The 18,839-nt window shown below is 57.1% G+C and carries 12 protein-coding genes; 9 read left to right on the top strand and 3 right to left on the bottom strand.

Features of this window, described 5'->3' with window-relative positions; genetic code table 11:
* Positions 1-226 precede the first annotated feature (226 nt).
* The 5 genes from LPW13_RS07035 (at position 227) to LPW13_RS07015 (ending at position 5,248) form a co-directional block, all read left to right on the top strand.
* A complete protein-coding gene (locus LPW13_RS07035) occupies positions 227-895 on the top strand; it encodes a response regulator (protein WP_230438735.1) in 669 nt (222 codons plus the stop codon).
* Positions 892-2,274, top strand: a complete 1,383-nt coding sequence (locus LPW13_RS07030) for a sensor histidine kinase (protein WP_230438734.1) — start codon at positions 892-894, stop codon at positions 2,272-2,274. Before LPW13_RS07035 ends, LPW13_RS07030 begins: the two co-directional genes overlap by 4 nt.
* Positions 2,275-2,410: 136 nt before the next feature.
* Positions 2,411-2,875, top strand: coding sequence for a MarR family transcriptional regulator (locus LPW13_RS07025; RefSeq protein ID WP_230438733.1), 465 nt, complete (start codon positions 2,411-2,413; stop codon positions 2,873-2,875).
* A gap of 65 nt (positions 2,876-2,940) precedes the next feature.
* The gene (locus tag LPW13_RS07020; RefSeq protein WP_230438732.1) at positions 2,941-4,002 is read left to right on the top strand and encodes an HlyD family secretion protein; all 1,062 of its coding nucleotides are present in this window, start codon (positions 2,941-2,943) and stop codon (positions 4,000-4,002) included.
* Between the two features lie 238 nt (positions 4,003-4,240).
* Entirely contained in the window at positions 4,241-5,248 is a 1,008-nt protein-coding gene (locus LPW13_RS07015) for a DUF2955 domain-containing protein (RefSeq protein WP_230438731.1), read from the top strand.
* A 130-nt stretch (positions 5,249-5,378) separates the two neighbouring features.
* Here the strand turns inward: LPW13_RS07015 and LPW13_RS07010 are convergent, their stop codons facing one another.
* Positions 5,379-7,550, bottom strand: a complete 2,172-nt coding sequence (locus LPW13_RS07010; RefSeq protein WP_230438730.1) for a malate synthase G — start codon at positions 7,548-7,550, stop codon at positions 5,379-5,381.
* Between the two features lie 107 nt (positions 7,551-7,657).
* A complete protein-coding gene (locus LPW13_RS07005) occupies positions 7,658-8,593 on the bottom strand; it encodes a LysR family transcriptional regulator (protein ID WP_230438729.1) in 936 nt (311 codons plus the stop codon).
* 164 nt (positions 8,594-8,757) lie between these two features.
* On the opposite strand from LPW13_RS07005, the gene LPW13_RS07000 reads away from it, so the two are divergent.
* The 4 genes from LPW13_RS07000 to pta all read left to right on the top strand — a co-directional run bounded on the left by LPW13_RS07000 (position 8,758) and on the right by pta (position 16,579).
* Complete coding sequence (locus LPW13_RS07000) at positions 8,758-10,356, top strand: isocitrate lyase (protein WP_230438728.1); 1,599 nt, start codon at positions 8,758-8,760, stop codon at positions 10,354-10,356.
* A 373-nt stretch (positions 10,357-10,729) separates the two neighbouring features.
* Complete coding sequence (locus tag LPW13_RS06995; RefSeq protein WP_230438727.1) at positions 10,730-12,994, top strand: glycoside hydrolase family 9 protein; 2,265 nt, start codon at positions 10,730-10,732, stop codon at positions 12,992-12,994.
* A 203-nt stretch (positions 12,995-13,197) separates the two neighbouring features.
* Positions 13,198-14,433, top strand: a complete 1,236-nt coding sequence (locus LPW13_RS06990; RefSeq protein WP_230438726.1) for an acetate kinase — start codon at positions 13,198-13,200, stop codon at positions 14,431-14,433.
* A 7-nt stretch (positions 14,434-14,440) separates the two neighbouring features.
* Positions 14,441-16,579: a phosphate acetyltransferase gene (gene pta, locus LPW13_RS06985; protein WP_230438725.1), complete on the top strand. Its 2,139-nt coding sequence runs from the start codon at positions 14,441-14,443 to the stop codon at positions 16,577-16,579.
* Positions 16,580-16,604: 25 nt separating this feature from the next.
* Here the strand turns inward: pta and LPW13_RS06980 are convergent, their stop codons facing one another.
* A complete protein-coding gene (locus LPW13_RS06980; RefSeq protein ID WP_230438724.1) occupies positions 16,605-18,821 on the bottom strand; it encodes an acetyl-CoA hydrolase/transferase C-terminal domain-containing protein in 2,217 nt (738 codons plus the stop codon).
* Between the last annotated feature and the right edge of the window lie 18 nt (positions 18,822-18,839).

Raw genomic sequence — 18,839 nt, 5'->3', positions numbered from 1 at the left:
AATTACTCCTGAATACTGCTCGGTCTTATCAGACCAACGGATAGGGTATTTATTGGCCGGAACGCGCAAGTGGCACCCTCCAGTCGGGCGAGAGTACAAGAACAAACTTTCAGGAACCTTTCATGGCGTAAAATAAAGAATGTATGGAGAGTCAGGAAAGATTTGGTGAACTCGTGTACGCTTGCACGCCTCCAAACACCAACTGAACCGCTCACGACCAAAGTCTATGAACATCTTGCTGGTTGAAGATGATCCGCTGCTTGCCCAGGGGCTTTTACAGGCCCTGACCCAGGCCCAGTATTCCGTCCTCCACGCAACCCATGGCGAATATGCAGATGGATTACTGCAGGCCAGCGAGATAGATCTGGTGATACTCGATCTAGGGCTCCCGGATATGGATGGAGCCGATCTCCTGCGGCGGATTCGTCACCGTCGACTCCCGATTCCGGTGCTGGTACTGACAGCGCGGGATGGTATCGAGCAACAGGTCGAGGCACTGGATCAGGGGGCTGACGATTACATGGAAAAGCCGTTTGACCTGCGGGAATTGGAGGCACGTATACGAGCGTTACTGCGGCGCAGTCACAAGCTCACCGCCGATGAAATTCGCCTTGGCACCCTGCAGCTGAGTCCCTTTCAGCGCACAATTTCACTAGGCGAAAAACGACTGGATCTGCCCGCTCGTGAGTACGAGATTCTCGAGTCTCTGATGATCAACGCACCGCGGGTGGTCACAAAAGCCCGCTTGGCGCAGCGTCTCAGCCGTCAGGGTGATGAGGTAGGTGACAACGCGGTGGAAGTGTATATACACCGGCTGCGCCGTCGCCTGACCAACTCGGGACTTGCCATTCGGACCTTGCGTGGTACCGGCTATGTCCTTGAGGAATCCGATTGAACACTTCCTACCGCCTGAAGACTGTTCTGTTGCTACTGGTGGGTGGGCCACTGTTTTTCCTGTTGCTGATCGAAATGTTGGTGGCTTACGGTATCGGGCTGCACGTGACCAATCAGGTGTTTGACCGATGGTTACTGGATTCTGCCTACTCTCTCGCGCAGGAAGTCCGTCGCGAAAGCGATGGTGAGCTGGTCTTCCATGCCGACGAGGCGGCCATTGAAGTCTTCGAGTGGGACGAGCTCGATGACGTGTACTTCCGGGTGGCGACATTGGATGGCCGGGTGCTCGGTGGGCGGACGGATCCCTGGGTGACAACAGACATCGCAGAACTACAGCAGGGACCTGTGTTCACCAACCTGGAGCTGGGCGGCCAATGGGTGAGAAACGTCACGGTGCTGGCGAACCGAGAGATTCCGGAAGACCGCGCCATCGTCAGCGTGGCGGAAACACTGCATAAAAGAATCCCGTCCGCTCAGACTTTGATCGTGGAGGTACTGCTCTCCAAGCTGGCGTTGTTTGTGGTTGCGCTGCTAGTGGTCAGCTTTGCACTGTCGCGTGGAATTCAGCCGTTGGTCAAACTGAGCCAGGAACTGGCCAGTCGATCTTCTCGCGATCTGACGCCCATCGAAACACCCGCTGCGCCAGAGGAATTCCGCACTTTAACCGACAACACAAACCGATTGCTGGAGCGGTTGGATACGGCATTCAGTACCCGCGAGCAATTCATCGGCAATATTGCGCATCAGTTAAAAACTCCGTTGGCTGGGATCAAACTGCAAGCGCAGCTCGCACTTAGGGATCAGGACATCCACTCTGTGCACAGGGCTCTGGAGCGTATCTGCCAGACCACCGATGCCATGACACACCTCAACGGCCAGCTGCTGAAACTCGCCCGTGCAGAAGCCGCCTCAGGACGCGGGTTGAAAATGGAGCCGGTAGCGCTGCACAGCGTGGTGGATGAAGTGGTAGAGAATTTGCAGGGGCTGGCCGCTAGCAGGAATGTGAAGGTACGCAGAGAGTTTGCCGGCTACACATTCGAGGTGCTCGGAGAGGCCTTATTGCTACGTGAGCTGGCGTGGAACCTGGTGGAGAATGCGATCCTCTACGTACAGCCGGGTGGTTATGTCCGGGTATCTCTGGCGCGGGATAATGGCGAAGTAGTATTCACTGTCAAAGATAATGGCGCGGGGATTTCTCGCGAGCACTGGCCCCAGATTTTCGATCGCTTTTTCCGCCCCACCGCTGAAGGAGAGGGTTGTGGTCTGGGTCTCGCGATCGTGCATGAAATCGCCCTCGCCCATCGTGCTACTGTCGAGCTACGCGAGGCGCCAGATTGCAGCGGGGCCTGTTTTGTCACCCGCTTCCCAGTGTCGGGATAGCGCCGGAATACTAAACAGCCGTATCATTTTTTCCAACAGTCACCTTCTTGTCGGTGGCGGATCATGGTTTATGTGGGACCTGCAAGTCAGGCCAAATACTTGCTTTGCTAACTAATTAGCCACTAAAATACTTAGCATGCAAAGTAACTCCTCTTCCCGTCCCCAAGCCCAGGAAAGTATTGGGCTGCGTTTGCGCCATATCCATAGGTTGTGGCGGTCTGCGGTTGATCTGACCGTGCAGCCCCTGGGGCTTACCCAGTCCCGCTGGACCGCCCTGGTAGTGCTGAAACAACTGGGAGAAGGAACCACCCAGAAGGCGCTCGCAGAGAATCTGGAAATAGAACTATCCTCCCTGTCCCGCACCCTCGATCAGTTGGCGCAGCAGGGATTGATACGCCGCCAGACGTGTGCCAGCGACCGCCGCGCACGAGAAATCTGCTTTACGCCCGCCGGTCGAGAAATCCTGGAAGCCCTGGAGCGCAAAGCCGGTGAAGCGCGCGAGCGTCTTCTGGCCGGTGTAAGCGCCGAGGATCTCACGGTATTTGATCGCGTGCTCAGCGCTATTGAGTCCAATGCCAACCGCGAACTGGGGCGGGATTGAACGGCCAGGTGCCGCGCCCTCCTCCACCCCGCCGCCACATTTCTACCTCGCATTACGAGAAAGCAATGAATCCGGAACAACATTTTTCCCGCTGGATAAAGATCGCATCAACGGCCTTCGCCGTGCTCTTTGTCTACTTCGTCGTAGCCGATATGGCCATGCCCTTGACGCCTCAGGCGCGCGCAATGCGTGAAATCAATCAGGTAGCGCCAGAGGTTAGCGGCAAGGTGATTGCTGTGGCAGTAAAAAGTCATAGTCAGGTGCAGCGCGGGGACGTGCTGTTTCAGCTGGACCCTGAACCCTATCGGATTGCGGTCGAGCGTGCTGAATTAGCCGTTGAACAGGCGAAGCGGGACAATGCCCGACTCGATGCTTCCATCGACGCGGCAAAAGCGGCGCTACGTGCGGCTTCTGCCGATGCGGATGAACTGGCACAAGAGCACAGGCGCCTGGGTACTTTGATTGCAGATCATACGGTGTCTCAGCAGCAACTGGATCGTACGGCTGCGGCACACGCCGCTGCGATATCCAAAGTGGACAGCGCGAAAGCGAAACTGAGCGCGCTGCGGCTGGAGCGGGGGGATGCTGGAGAAGAAAACCTGCAGCTGCGACAGGCTCATAATCAGCTGGCTGAGGCGCGTCTGAACCTGGCTCGAGCCACGGTGCGCGCAACTCAGGATGGCGTCGTTTCCAATCTACAACTGGAACCCGGCGACTATGCCGCCGCGGGTAGTCCGGCCCTGGTAGTAGTCGGGAACACACTGGATATTACCGCGGATTTTCGCGAGAAAAGCCTGCGCAATGTGCGAAGTGGCGATCAGGCCCTGATCAGTTTCGATGCCATTCCCGGCCGTATTTTCACTGCCACAGCCAATGGGATCGACGCAGGTGTACGCGACGGTCAGTTATTGGCAAATGGCCAGCTGGTAGATATTCCGAGCAGTAACCGCTGGGTGCGCGACGCGCAGCGCCTGCGCCTGCACTTGGCTTTGGTGAGTGAACTGGATGCCCTGCCTGCAAGTGGCGCACGGGCAACGGTACAGCTGATACCTGAAGGCCATCCCGTTGCCGCATTTTTTGCACACATGCAGATCCGCCTGGTCAGCCTTCTGCACTTCTTGTACTGATCGAGGCCGAGTTGTGGGTAATAACCTTATGCAGTCCTGCCCTGGTCCCGGCGAAGCGCCGCAAAGGGTGCCTTCGCAAGTAAGCTCTGCTATACGCCGTCCGATGAGGGGGTTCCGGCATCTCATCCGCTGTTGCCGGATGTGGAGGTTGCGGACCCGACGCGGACTGCAGGCGCGACGACGGGTTCAACGAGCACAGCAGGTTGGCGGGCTGGATCAAGACGGGTTGCGCCAGTGTTTGCGAATTGCGTGCGCGGGGACGGCCGGATTTATTGTCAGCCAGGTTCTGGATACCGGTTTTGGTGTTTTCTACATTGTATTCCCGGTATTTCTGCTGGGGATTTTGCCCACAATCAACGGCCATATTATCCGGCAGTTTATTGCGGCAGCAGTTTTGAGTTGTGTTGAAGTCGCCCTGTTACAGCGCTTTCTCGGTCACTCCCCCGTCATGATGACCCTGGCGGTCTTCGCCCTGTTTTACGGGCGTTTCCTGCTGATGGCGAAAGGACCGCTGTTTCTTTTGGGAGCCAATGGCACGCTGGTCCTGAGCATCATGCTGCACTTTTCCAGTTATCCCGACACCGACATAGGTGATATGTTTGTCAGCAGTGTTTCAGCCTCGGTTTTTGCTCTGGCTATCGCGTTACTGATGTGGGTGTTATTCCCCAACACTGAATCCAGGCCGCCTGCAGTGCGCCCCAAAAGGTCCAGCGCCGTCATCCGTCACCACAGCCTGCTGGGTGGCCTTATTGCAACGCTGTCGTTTGCGGTGTTCCAGACATTCAATTTGCGCGACTCCCTTTCCGCCCAGGTGTCTACCATCATCATTTTGCTGGCGCTCAACTACCCTGCTGCGTTGCTCTCCGCGCGCAAGCGTGCCCTCGGAACCCTGCTGGGATGCAGTCTTGCACTGTTTATGCAGTTGCTCCTGTACTCGCATGGCGACAACCTGTTGCTGGTGCTGCCCTGTTTGTGGATCGGGATGATGATATTTGCCCGTGCACATGTTCTTGAGGGCGGTGCGTCGGGTATCGGTTTTGGGGGGCTTATGACCCTGGCAATCCTGTTTGGCCAGTACGTGGCGCCGGATCAGGATCTGATTTTCAGTGCGCTCTACCGTTTTTCATCGGTCTGTGCAGCGCTGATCTTTGTCCTGGGCGCATTATTGGCCGTAGGCTGGTTCTTGAATCGTTTTGAGTTAACCCGCGAATATCCGACCGCGGATAACGCGGGCGCTGCGACGTAGCGAGTCAGCTTCACTCGTTCCCTCCATGCCCGTCACTCGGGTAGTGTAGGTATTTATCGGATCCGGAAAACAAAAACCCCGCACTGGGCGGGGTTCTGATTCTCTCAACGACACGCCGAAGGCGGGAGGCTCAGCGGCTGGCTTTGAATTCCCGACGGCGGCGGTGCAGTACCGGTTCGGTATAGCCGTTGGGCTGCGCGCACCCTTCAAACACCAGCTCACAGGCCGCCTGGAAGGCGATACTGTTGTCAAAATCCGGCGCCATATCGCGATAGTTCGGATCTCCCGCGTTCTGGCGGTCCACCACGGCAGCCATGCGTCGCATGGTTTCCTCTACCTGGGCGCGGGTGCAGATCCCCTGCTTCAGCCAATTGGCGATGTGCTGGGAGGAAATTCGCAGAGTAGCGCGGTCTTCCATCAGTCCGACGTCATTGATGTCGGGAACCTTGGAGCATCCCACGCCCTGATCAATCCAGCGCACAACGTAGCCGAGAATCCCCTGGGCATTGTTGTCCAGTTCCCGCTGGATTTCCTCGTTGCTCCAGTTGGGGTCTTCCGCCACCGGCACAGTAAGAATATCGTCCAGGCTGGCCGGAGTTCGCGATGCCAGCTCGCTCTGAACCTTCGACACATCCACGCGGTGATAGTGCAGTGCGTGCAAAGTTGCCGCGGTCGGTGACGGTACCCATGCGGTATTGGCGCCGGCCATGGGGTGTGCCACTTTGGCTTCCATCATCGCCGCCATCTGGTCCGGAATCGGCCACATGCCCTTGCCGATCTGCGCCTTGCCCTTGAGACCAGCGGCGAGGCCGGTATCCACGTTCCAGTCTTCGTAGGCGGCAATCCACTTGGACTGTTTCATTTCGCCTTTGCGGATCATCGGGCCGGCGAGCATGGAGGTGTGGATTTCGTCCCCGGTGCGATCCAGAAAGCCGGTATTGATGAATACCACACGCTCTTTGGCGGCAGCGATACAGGCTTTGAGATTGACCGTCGTACGACGTTCTTCGTCCATGATGCCCATTTTTACGGTATTGCGTGCCAGACCCAGCGCGTCTTCAATGCGGTCAAACAGGGTATTGGCGAAGGCCACTTCTTCCGGCCCGTGCATCTTCGGCTTCACGATATAAATGCTGCCGGTGCGGGAATTCTTATGTGGTCCCTGCCCCTTCAGGTCGTGGATGCCGATCAGGCTGGTGATCATGCCATCGAGAATCCCTTCGGGAATTTCGTTGCCGTCTTTATCCAGAATAGCGTCGTTGGTCATCAGGTGACCCACGTTGCGCACGAACATCAGGCTGCGCCCGTGCAGTGTGAGCCCGTTGCCTTCTGGTGCGGAGTACTCCCTATCACCATTTAAAGTGCGCTGAATTTCCTTGCCGCCTTTGCGAACCGTCTCCTGAAGATCGCCTTTCATCAGGCCCAGCCAGTTCCGATAAACCACGACTTTGTCTTCGGCGTCCACCGCAGCCACCGAATCTTCACAATCCATGATGGTGGTGAGGGCGGATTCCATCAGGATATCTTTGACACCCGCGGCATCGGTTTTGCCAATGGGGCTGTTCGGGTCGATCTGAATTTCAAAGTGCAGCCCATTGTTATTCAGCAAGATGGCGTCCGGAGCATCCTGCGCGCCCTGATAGCCGGCAAACTGACGGCTGTTTTTCAGTGCCGTCACCTTGCCGTTTTCCAGTTCCGCCTCAAACAGGGAGCCATTGATGCGATATTCAGTGACTTCGCTGTGGCTGCCCTCTGCCAGCGGTGCCGCCTGATCGAGAAATGTTCGACCGTAGGCGATCACTTTGTCACCCCGCACAGGATTGTATTCGCCACTCTTTTCCGCACCATCGGACTCGGGAATCACATCCGTTCCATAAAGTGCATCGTACAGACTGCCCCAGCGCGCGTTGGCGGCGTTCAGGGCATAGCGGGCATTCATTACGGGTACCACCAGCTGTGGCCCCGCCAGTGTGGCGATCTCCGCGTCCACATTGTCGGTGGTGGCGGTGACGTCGGCGGGTGCTTCTACCAGGTAACCGATCTCTTTCAGGAACGCTTTGTACTTATCCAGATCGCGGAAGCCATCCGGGTTGTCCTGATACCACTGGTCCATTTGCGCCTGAATGCGATCACGCTTTTCCAGCAATGTGCGGTTTACCGGTGCCAGGTCATTGACGATTTTCTCAAGCTCAGCCCAGAACACCTCGGCACTGACGCCGGTGCCGGGAATCACGTCCTCGGTAATCAACTGGTGGAGCTCTGCGGCAATCTGCAAATCGCCGATACGGATTCTTTCCGTCATGTCTGACCTCTTGAGACTGGTGGGTTTTGCGGCATTCTATACATTCGCGTTCACATGCCGCTAATTTATAGGTGCAATCTTCAGTATTTGCTATATGAATTATTATGCTACAGCTGGCGGCCTACATCGAGGATCAGGCGCCGCATCCAGCGGTGCGGGGCACTCTGCTGAAGGAGTGGGCTCCACGCCATTTTGAGCTCCAGGTGAGGGATGGCCAGCGGCGGATCTCGCAGGACCACGCGGGGGTTGCGCTCCGCCAGCTGCGCCATACGGGTGGGTACGGTCACGATCAGGTCGCTCTGTTCCGCCAACAGCATGGCCACCTGATAGTGACGGGTAAATACCGAGATATCCCGTTTCCGGCCCTGTTTGCTGATGGCCTCATCTACCCAGCCCAGGCGCTGTACGTCTTCCGGGTTGACCCCAACCCCTACTCCCATCCCGGTCTTGCTGACCCAGATATGCTGGGCAGCCAGGTAGCTCTCGAGATTGTAGTCCTGAAGGATCGGATTATCCGCCCGCAGCACACAGGAAAAGCTGTCACTCCAGATGGTCGCCTGGTGAAAGCTCTGGGGCATGCTGTCAAAGCGGTTGATCACCATGTCCACCTTGCCCTGTTCCACATCCACGAAGCTCACATCACTGGGCGTCATGATGTCTAAACTGATACCAGGCGCGAGTTCCCGCAGTTGCTTCAGCAGCGGTGGGATCAGCGTGGATTCCGCATAGTCACTGGCCATGATGCGGAATGTGCGCCTGGCATCTGCAGGCTCGAAGTCCCGATTGGGCTGGATTACCTGATCGATGGAGGCCAGGGCCTCGCGCACCATCGGTTGCAGTTCCATGGCCCGCTCGGTGGGCATCATACCCTCCCGCGTGCGCACCAGCAGTGGGTCTCCGAACAGCTCCCGCAGGCGCTTGAGTCCGTTGCTCATGGCGGGCTGGGACAGCCCAAGTTGGTTGGCAGCACGGGTCACATTACGCTCCCGGAGCAGGACATCGAGATAGACAAGCAGGTTGAGATCGGCTCTTTCGAGATTCATGGGTCGGGCTCACAGAGTGGTTTGGCGCACGGGTATTTTTCGTTATTCGCCATTTGGATAGCGAGAATAATAACAATAAATTAGCCAAATTATGCCATCACTCCTAGCATACGCAACAACTACTTTGAGTCACATTTCGCAGTCACCTTTCGAGGAAACAAGCCATGTCCACTTACGCTCAAGAAATCGAAAAAGCCGCAAAGCTCCGTGATGCCAATGGCAGCACATGGGATGCGATCAATCCGGAATCCGTCGCCCGTATGCGTTTGCAGAACAAATTCCAGAACGGCCTGGATATTGCGCGCTACACCGCCGGCATCATGCGCAAGGACATGGAGGCGTACGATAAAGACACCTCCAAATACACTCAATCTCTGGGTTGCTGGCACGGCTTTATCGGCCAGCAGAAGATGATTTCCATCAAAAAGCATTTCGAAGGTAAAACCGACCGCCGTTACCTGTACCTCTCCGGCTGGATGGTTGCCGCCCTGCGCAGTGAGTTCGGCCCCCTGCCCGACCAGTCCATGCACGAGAAAACTTCGGTAGCGAATCTGATCGAAGAGCTGTACACCTTCCTGCGCCAGGCAGATGCCCGCGAACTGGGCGGACTGTTCCGTGAGCTCGACGCCGCCCGTGACGCCGGTGATAAAGCCGCCGAGAAGGCCATTGTCGATAAGATCGACAACCACGTCACCCACGTAGTGCCGATCATCGCCGATATCGACGCCGGCTTCGGTAACGCAGAAGCCACCTACCTGCTGGCGAAGAAAATGATCGAAGCCGGTGCCTGCTGTATCCAGATCGAAAACCAGGTTTCCGACGAGAAACAGTGCGGTCACCAGGACGGTAAAGTGACCGTTCCCCACGAGGAGTTCCTGGCCAAGATCCGCGCGGTGCGTTATGCGTTCCTTGAGCTGGGCGTCGACAATGGCGTGATCGTGGCGCGTACCGATTCCCTGGGCGCGGGCCTCACCAAGCAGATCGCCGTCACCAAAGAGCCCGGTGATCTGGGCGATCAGTACAACTCCTTCCTGGACTGCGAAGAAGTTTCCGAAGCGGACCTGAAAAATGGCGATGTGATCATCAACCGCGATGGCAAGCTGCTGCGTCCCAAGCGTCTGGCTTCCAACCTGTTCCAGTTCCGTCCGGGTACCGGTGAAGCCCGTTGCGTACTCGACAGTGTGACCTCCCTGCAGAACGGTGCCGACCTGATCTGGATCGAAACCGAGAAACCGCATGTACGTCAGATTGGCGGCATGATGGACGAGATCCGCAAGCAGGTTCCGGACGCCAAGCTGGTATACAACAACAGCCCGTCCTTCAACTGGACCCTGAACTTCCGTCAGCAGGTATTCGACGCCTGGAAGGAAGAAGGCAAAGACCTTTCCGCGTACGATCGCGATAGTCTGATGAGCGCAGAATATGACGACTCCGAATTGGCGAAAGAGGCGGACAACAAGATCCGTACCTTCCAGGCGGACGCGGCGCGCGAAGCGGGTATTTTCCACCACCTGATCACCCTGCCCACCTACCACACTGCGGCCCTGTCTACGGACAACCTGGCCAAAGAGTACTTCGGTGACAAGGGTATGCTGGGTTACGTGGAAGGCGTACAGCGTAAGGAAATCCGCCAGGGTATTGCCTGTGTGAAACACCAGAACATGGCCGGCTCTGACATGGGTGACGACCACAAAGAGTATTTTGCTGGTGAAGCAGCGCTGAAAGCGGCGGGTAAAGACAACACCATGAACCAGTTCAGTTAATCTGAAACGATAGTTCCAATTGTGTCTAGCGAATATCCCTGAGAATCGCTTCACTCATTTTAGCGGGCCGCTTTGCGGCCCTTTTTTATTTTGTACCTGCGCTTCTTCTTGTGCTTCTGCGTGCCTCAACCGTGATCTCGGTTCCAGTTCCGGCCTTCTCCCGCATTCAGCAGCTTCCCCACCGAGCCTTCATACGTCATAAAGTCGGATATGTCATATAGATCCTGCTGGGATCCTGTGATTTTTAATCCGTCAACGACAACAAACAATCACAAAGAGAGAAAACGGAGGTTCTGCAATGCGGTTATCGCACTGGATGTTATTTGCCGGGGCATGTCTCGTAGCCCCTTCACTTTATGCCGCCGAGGCGAGCATGAGTGTGATTAACGACTGGGGCCAGGGTGCTCAAGTGGAAATCACAGTACTCAATGACGAGTCGGCGCCACTTTCAGATTGGACGGTGGAGTTCAACCTGGATGCGGAGATCAACCAGATCTGGAACGGTGTCATTCTGTCTCACTCAGGCAACCACTACGTGGTGGGGCCCGTTTCCTGGAACAATACGGTGGCCGCAGGCACAGAGGTCAATATTGGATTTACCGCCACACCGGGAGATCTCGCGGTCGTGCCGGTTGCGATCAACGGTGACGGCGGTGGCTCTTCCGGCAGTAGCTCCAGTTCGTCGAGCAGCTCTTCCTCCAGCAGCAGTTCCAGTTCTTCTGGTGGCAGCACCTCCTCATCATCTTCATCCGGTGGCTCCAGCTCTTCTTCAGGGGGCAGCTCCGGTGGTGGCGATTACCTGAGCTTTGAAACCAGTAAATTCATCACGGTGGATCAGTTCGGTTACCTGCCGCAAAGCGAAAAAGTGGCGGTTTTGCGGGATCCGCAACTAGGCTATGACAGCACCGAATCCTATGCCCCCGCAGCCACACTGCACTTGGTCGATACCAACAGCGGTGAAGTGGTTTACAGTTTCGCGCCGACATCCTGGAATGGCGGCACCACGGCAGACAATTCCGGTGATCGCGTATGGCACCTGGACTTCTCTGAGGTGACCGAGCCGGGCGAGTACACGCTCGCTGACGAAAGTAGTGAACTGCGGTCACCGGTGTTCCGCATTGCCGCCGATGTATATCGTCCGGTATTGGTGCAGGCAGTGCGCAGTTTTTACTACCAGCGCGCCGGCTTTGCCAAACAGGAACCCTATGCGGATGCGCGCTGGGCCGATGGTGCCAGCCACCTGGGGGCGGGCCAGGACGCTGAAGCAAGGCTCTTCAGCGACACCGGTAACGCGGCCACCGAGCGCGATCTGCGCGGCGGCTGGTACGATGCAGGTGACTACAACAAGTACACCAACTGGCATGCGGACTACCTGATCGCGCTGCTGCACAGCTACCGGGAAAACCCCGGAGTGTGGACCGACGATTTCAACATTCCCGAGTCTGGCAATGGTATTCCGGACCTGCTTGACGAAGTAAAATGGGGGATGGACTGGCTGGTACGCATGCAGGAAAACAATGGTGCGGTGTTGTCAGTGATGGATCTCTCCCACGCGAGCCCACCCTCTTCCGCCGGCGGACCCAGCACATACGGTCCGGCCACTACTGCAGCGACTTATAGCAGTGCCGCCGCGCTTGCGCTGGGCAGTCGGGTTTTTGCGCAGATTGAGGGGCAGGAATCCTATGCTGCAGATCTGAGGGCGCGCGCGGAAAGTGCCTGGCAATGGGCCCAGGCGAACCCGTCGGAGACTTTCTACAACGCCGATAACGGGGTTGCCGCCGGTGAGCAGGAGGTCGATGAATACGGCCGCTTTGCCAAAAGCCTGATCGCGGCAATCCACCTCTACGGTGCGACCGGTGAGTCGGAATATCTGAGCTTTGCCGAGAACAACTACCAGACTGCGCACCTGCTGGAGTGGAGCTGGGTCTCTATCTGGGAAACGGAGGTTCAACACGCGTTGTTGTACTTTGCCTCTCTGGATGGTGTGTCCAGTTCTGTAGCCAGCGCGATTCGCAGTGCCTACGCGTCCGGGATGAATGCCGACGACAACTGGCCGGCCGTCAATGGCGACAGCGATGCCTACCGGGCGTTTATTCCGCAATACACCTGGGGCAGTAACCGCAGTCAGGCCCAACAGGGCAACCTGTATCTGGATCAGTATCACTTTGGGGCAAATGCACCAGTGGATAACAGCGGGGCGCGGAACGCAGCACTCCGTCACCTGAACTACCTGCATGGAGTGAATCCGCAGGGCAAGGTGTACCTGTCCAATATGGGCGCGTTCGGTGCGGAGAACTCCGTAGACAGCTTCTATCACACCTGGTTTTCTGACGGCAGTCCGCAATGGGATTCCGTAGACGAATCCTCCTACGGACCCGCCCCAGGTTTCCTCGTGGGTGGCCCGAACCCTAGTTACGACTGGGACGCCTGCTGCCCCAGCAGCTGTGGTAGCCCGGAAAACAACGCCCTGTGCGGTATTGCACCACCGGAACCGCCCTATGCCCAGCCGGCCCAGAAATCCTATCTCGATTTCAATACCAGCTGGCCGCTGAACTCCTGGGCAGTAACAGAAAACCACAATATGTATCAGGTTGCCTATATCCGGCTGCTGTCGAAGTTTGTACCGTCAGCGGACTGATCCTGCTATCTGAAGCCTCAATCAAGGGGGCCGCGAGCGGCCCCCCTTTTGTTTCCCGACAATTTCCCGTACTGCGTTATCCTTTTCTTTTGTCCCATCCATCTCTTGGCCCCCTTCGCTGTCTGACGACAGGATCGAAGCAATGAATTGTCGCGATTTTGCACTAGTCTTATGACAAGTGTGCAACCAAACCAGCGCCGCCTATGCCAACTGCCAGCCAAGTGCTTGTGCTCAACTGCGGGAGCTCCTCCCTCAAGTTCGCTGTAATTGACCCAAAGTCCGGTGTCGAGGCGCTGACGGGGATCGGAGATGGCTTGGGTCAATCGGAACCGGTGATGAGCTGGCAGGTACAGGGAGACAAGCACACCGTTTCCCTACCGGACAAAGCCAGTCATACCACCGTGATTCAGTTTTTGGTGGATGAAATTCTTCACCCACGTCCGCAGTTGCTGCATTGCCTGGTGGCTGTCGGTCACCGGGTGGTCCACGGCGGTGAAAAATTTTCCCGCTCGGTACTGATTGACGGTGAGGTCACTGATGCTATCCGGGATTGCGCAACACTTGCTCCGCTGCACAACCCGCCGGCATTACTTGGAATAGAGGCGGCCCGCAAGGCATTTCCGGCACTGGCGCAGGTAGCCGTATTTGATACCGCTTTCCACCAGAGCATGCCCCGCCACGCCTTTATCTACGCTCTGCCCTATAACCTGTACCGCGATCACGGCATTCGGCGCTACGGTATGCACGGTACCAGCCACCGCTATGTGACCGAGCGTACTGCGGAGTTGCTTAATCTGCCCGTTGACGGCGTGAATGTCATATCTGCGCACCTGGGCAACGGCGCGTCGATTACTGCCATACACAATGGCCGCAGTGTGGACACCAGTATGGGACTTACACCGCTGGAAGGCCTGGTGATGGGCACCCGCAGTGGCGATGTCGACCCGGGGATCCTGATGCACCTGGGTTGCCGCTTTGATTATTCGTTAAAAGAGGTCAATGACCTGTTGAATCGCAAAAGCGGCCTGCTGGGTATTTCTGAGCTCAGTAACGACTGCCGCGCGCTGGAAAAGGCTGCAGGCGATGGGCACCAGGGGGCCTGGTTGGCTCTGGACATCTTCAGTTATCGCCTGGCGAAGTACATAGCCGCCTATCACGCGCCGTTAAAGCAAGTGGATGCACTGGTGTTTACCGGCGGTATCGGTGAGAACTCGAGCCTGATCAGAGGGAAAGTTCTGGATCACCTTGAAGGACTGGGGTTTCAGGTGGACCCGGAGAGAAACCTGCAGATGCGCTCCGGTGCTGAGGGCACAATTACCCGCGCTGATTCCGCACTGGCGCTGGTCATTCCCACTAACGAGGAATGGGTCATCGCGCGCGATGCGGCCAACCTGGTGCCCGGTGATCACCAGAACCATAACGGTGGTAACCGGGAGTAGCCCCAATATGTCTCGAACGGTCATGCTGGTTCCCATCAGCGCCGGCGTCGGTATTACTTCCGTCAGCCTGGGCACCCTGCGTGCGCTGGAGCGCAATGGGGTCAGTGTCAGCTTTTACAAACCGGTAGCCGAAACCGTGAAGCAGGCACGCAATCACGATCGCTCGAACGAAATTCTACGCAGCGCCACCAATCTCAAGGTGCCGGATTCATTTTCAATGCACTACGCAGAGTCCATGATTGGTCGCGATGAGCTGCCCCCCTTCCTGGAAGATATTCTGGCACGCTTTCGCGAAGGTACTGGCAATGCAGACGTAGCCATTGTAGAGGGACTGGTACCCAATTCAGAGAATCAGTTTGCCAACCAGTTGAACCTGGAAGTCGCCAAAACCCTGGATGCGGAAATCGTGTTGGTTGTGTGTCCGGACAGGGATTCCACCCAGCAACTGAAAGACCGCCTGGAAGTGGCCATGGCCACATTCGGGGGCGCAAAATCCGGCCGTGTTGTGGGCTGTATCGTTAACAAGGTCGGGGCACCATCACAGATGCCCGATGCCCCGGGCTCCGATATTACCGGCGTATTCGAAGGGCCGAAAACCCGCAGAACCAATCTGGAAATTCTGTCTCTGTTCGGCAAAAGCCCGCTTCCCATTATCGGTTGTATTCCCTGGAATTCGGACCTGGTGGCGCCGCGGGCGAAGGACCTGGCAGATCATTTTGGAGCCGAGATCATCAATTACGGAGAGCTGGATTCCCGCAGGTTGCGCAGTATCACCTTCTGCTCCCGCTCTCTCAGCAATATGATTTACCGGTTTGAACCGGGGGCCATGCTGGTGACATCCGGCGATCGGCCGGATGTCATTGTTGCCGCCTGCCTCGCGGCCATGAACGGGGTGAAAATCGGCTGCTTGTTACTGACCGGCGGATACCATATTGAGCCCATGGTACGAAAACTCTGTGCGCCGGCGATGGAAACCGGGCTGCCGGTGATTCTGGTGCACTGCAATACCTGGCAGACGGCCCTGCAGTTGCAGACATTCAATACCGAAACACCGACGGACGACCTGGAAAGGATCGAGCGCGTACAGGATTTTATTGCCGGGCACCTGGATACCCACTGGGTGGAATCCCTGGGCAGTGCCTCTAACCGTCCCAAGCGTCTGTCGCCACCGGCCTTCCGCTACTACCTCACCGAGCTCGCGCGCAAAGCCAACAAACGCATTGTACTGCCGGAGGGGGACGAGCCGCGCACCGTGAAAGCGGCTTTGATTTGCGCCGAACGCGGAATCGCGCGGCCAGTACTGCTGGGAGACCCAAAAGAAATTCACCGTGTAGCAGAGCAACAGGGGCTGACCCTCAGCGACAAGGTGGAAATCATCGACCCAAAATCCGCGCGTAACAAATACGTCGAGCCCATGGTAGCGTTGCGCAAAAGCAAAGGGCTCACAGAAATCGTTGCCAAAGAGCAACTACAGGACAACGTGGTGCTGGGCACCATGATGCTGGCGCAGGGAGAAGTCGACGGATTGGTATCCGGTGCGGTACATACCACTGCCAATACCATTCGCCCCGCCCTGCAACTGATCAAGACCGCACCGGGGGCGAGCCTGGTATCGTCGATATTCTTTATGCTGCTGCCGGATCAAGTGCTGGTGTACGGTGACTGCGCGATAAACCCGGATCCCGATGCGGAAGAACTTGCGGATATTGCAATCCAGTCTGCAGATTCCGCCACGGCATTTGGAATTGACCCGCGGGTGGCCATGATCAGTTACTCTACCGGCAGTTCCGGCACCGGGTCTGACGTAGACAAGGTCCGCGAGGCCACCAAACTGGCACAGGAAAAGCGGCCCGACCTGGTGATTGATGGGCCGCTGCAGTACGACGCGGCAATTATGGAAAATGTGGCGAAAAAGAAAGCGCCGGACAGTCCGGTTGCGGGACGTGCAACGGTGTTTATCTTCCCGGATCTGAATACCGGCAATACCACCTACAAAGCCGTACAGCGCAGTGCGGACCTGGTCAGTATCGGGCCCATGTTACAGGGGATGCGCAAACCCGTGAATGATTTATCCCGCGGTGCCCTGGTTGACGATATTGTCTATACCATCGCCCTGACTGCTATCCAGTCATCGCAGCAGCAGTAGTTCGTGCCGCTGCTTTCCGGCCGGACTATGGCTTCAGACCAATAAGCGGTCTGCGTCCATCCACACAGTGATCCAGCGCCCCGGCCACCAGGTAAGCCGAAAGCCGATGCTCAAAGCTATCCGTATTTTCATAATCCATACGTTTCAGGCAGCGATGGATCCTTTCTTCACTGCCGTCGCGGGTCTTCCAGATACCTACCCCCTTGCGCAGCAACGGCCACAGCTTCCACACTTTGCGGCTTCGCGCTTTCAATCCTTTCAAGGCCACCGCCAATTGCGCTTCCTCTTCCGTCAGGTCTGTGCCCAGCGGAAAGTACGGCAGTAGTGTCAGGCGATGCCCCTGCTCGAAAATCGCGTCTAGTCGTGCCGGGGTGTTGTTGCAGAACGGCTCGGGGATAACATAATCCGATTCGATCTTGCCGGCAGATTTGGCTTTCTCCAGCAGCTCTTGCTGAAAACGGGAATCCGTAATTGCGAGCATTGCGGCGATCACATCGCGATCACTTTTACCGCGTAGATCCACTGCGCCGTACTCGGTAACCACCATATCTCGCAAGTGACGGGGAATCGTGCAATGCGGGTATTCCCACACAATGTTGCTGCGGGTTTCCCCACCGCTGACCCGGGTGCTGGCCAGGGCAATAACGGAGCGGCCACCGGGCAGCTCATGGGCCTGGGCAACAAAGTTGTACTGGCCGCCGACGCCGCTGATCACCTGGGCATTCTCCAACCCATCGGAGATAACCGCACCGTTCAACGTGACCATCATAGCGGAATTGACAAAGCGCGCATGCTGGCGCTGGGCAATCTTCAGGTCGCGATCTTTTTGCAGTTCGTTGATAAAGTCGATGGCTGTCATATTGAGGCCGGCCATCTCTTCTTCCGGCATGTCCCTGAAGGCCTGATACATCGCGTTGGAGCCGAGATAGAAACCGCCGTGTAACCAGGTGGCGCCCTTGATCCGCTGGCCGGCACAGCGGCCGAGCAGCTTTTGCCGCCCCTTGCTGCTGTGTAGGTCGCACTCTTCCAGCTCGCCATGCTCATCGAGAAAACGGTGTCCGCGCCAGCTGTAACCGGGATCCACAATACCCATGGACTGCAGGAATTCGGTGTCCGACTCCGTCAGGGGGCAATCAATGCGACCGGCCTCGTGCAGGGCAATCAAGGTCTGTTCATTCACTTCGCCATTCAGCTTCCCCTGCGCTATCAGCTTCTGCAGGGCGACATCGGGATAAACCTCGCGTTTCAGGACGCCCGTCTTGCGCAGATGCAGGAACCCTTCCGGGACCATTTCACTGGCACCGTAAAGTCCGTGCTCAAAGGGTTCCAGGGCCAATGGCATTCGGCAATACACGTCATCCTTGTCCAGATGCAGAGACTGGAGAATATCCCGGTAGTCGGCATTGTGGGTGTGGCGCAGCGCCAGCACATGGCAGATTGCATCGCCCAGAGCACCGATGCCCACCTGTAGCGTGCCTCCGTCCGGTATCAGACCGGCAATGTGGAAGGCGAGTGCATACTCTGTGAGCCGGACCGGCGGATTCGGTGCCGCAAATATCGGTTGGGCGAAGGTATCGCCCTCGAGTAGAAAATCAAACCGTGTTGCTGGTAGGCGCGCGTCTCCGCCGATAAACGGCAGATGCGGGTTAACCTCGCCTACCAGCAGAATCGGGCCATAGTCCCGCTCTTTTGCCAACTCAAGTACTGGCAAGGTGAGATCCGGATTACTGCTGAGGCTGAAATCACCACTTTCGTCCGGGGCTGGGGAAACCATCTGGCCAACCACGTTGACACCACGATCCAGTAAGTCTCGCGGCACATGGGTGTAATTGGCGCTGACGTAACTCTGCTGGGCACTGGGGTTTTTCAGGAAGCTCCCCGGTTGCATGAAAAACTCGGACACTTCCACGTTGTCCGGCAACAGGCCCTTGCGACGCGCCTGATTGTAAGCGAGGTCCTGATAATCCGCGTAAAGCCGATCCAGCAACGGCTGTACGAATCGACGCTCGACATCGCTGCTACCACTGGGGCGCTCGAGTGTGAGTGCGGTGTAAATAGTCAGGGAGATTTCCGGGTTTTTCTCGGCACGGGCGTAGAGGGCATTGGCAAAGTGGTTCGCTTTGCCAATGCCCAGTGGCAACCCGAGCACCACACGGTTACCGGTCTTCTCCAACACTGCGTCTACGCAGGCCTCCACATCATCGAATACGGGGGGCTGTGATGGTTGCTGCAGTTCTGACATCCGCGGTTCCTGCCGGCG

It is taken from the genome of Microbulbifer celer, from assembly GCF_020991125.1.
GTDB lineage: Bacteria > Pseudomonadota > Gammaproteobacteria > Pseudomonadales > Cellvibrionaceae > Microbulbifer > Microbulbifer celer.
This window is presented reverse-complemented; position numbering and strand designations above follow the sequence as displayed.

Coding starts and splice junctions, on each gene's coding strand:
- LPW13_RS07035 (WP_230438735.1), top strand. CDS start 227: ATGAACATCTTGCTGGTTGAAGATGATCCGCTGCTTGCCCAGGGGCTT.
- LPW13_RS07025 (WP_230438733.1), top strand. CDS start 2,411: ATGCAAAGTAACTCCTCTTCCCGTCCCCAAGCCCAGGAAAGTATTGGG.
- LPW13_RS07020 (WP_230438732.1), top strand. CDS start 2,941: ATGAATCCGGAACAACATTTTTCCCGCTGGATAAAGATCGCATCAACG.
- LPW13_RS07010 (WP_230438730.1), bottom strand. CDS start 7,550: ATGACGGAAAGAATCCGTATCGGCGATTTGCAGATTGCCGCAGAGCTC.
- LPW13_RS07005 (WP_230438729.1), bottom strand. CDS start 8,593: ATGAATCTCGAAAGAGCCGATCTCAACCTGCTTGTCTATCTCGATGTC.
- LPW13_RS07000 (WP_230438728.1), top strand. CDS start 8,758: ATGTCCACTTACGCTCAAGAAATCGAAAAAGCCGCAAAGCTCCGTGAT.
- LPW13_RS06995 (WP_230438727.1), top strand. CDS start 10,730: ATGAGTGTGATTAACGACTGGGGCCAGGGTGCTCAAGTGGAAATCACA.
- LPW13_RS06990 (WP_230438726.1), top strand. CDS start 13,198: ATGCCAACTGCCAGCCAAGTGCTTGTGCTCAACTGCGGGAGCTCCTCC.
- pta (WP_230438725.1), top strand. CDS start 14,441: ATGTCTCGAACGGTCATGCTGGTTCCCATCAGCGCCGGCGTCGGTATT.
- LPW13_RS06980 (WP_230438724.1), bottom strand. CDS start 18,821: ATGTCAGAACTGCAGCAACCATCACAGCCCCCCGTATTCGATGATGTG.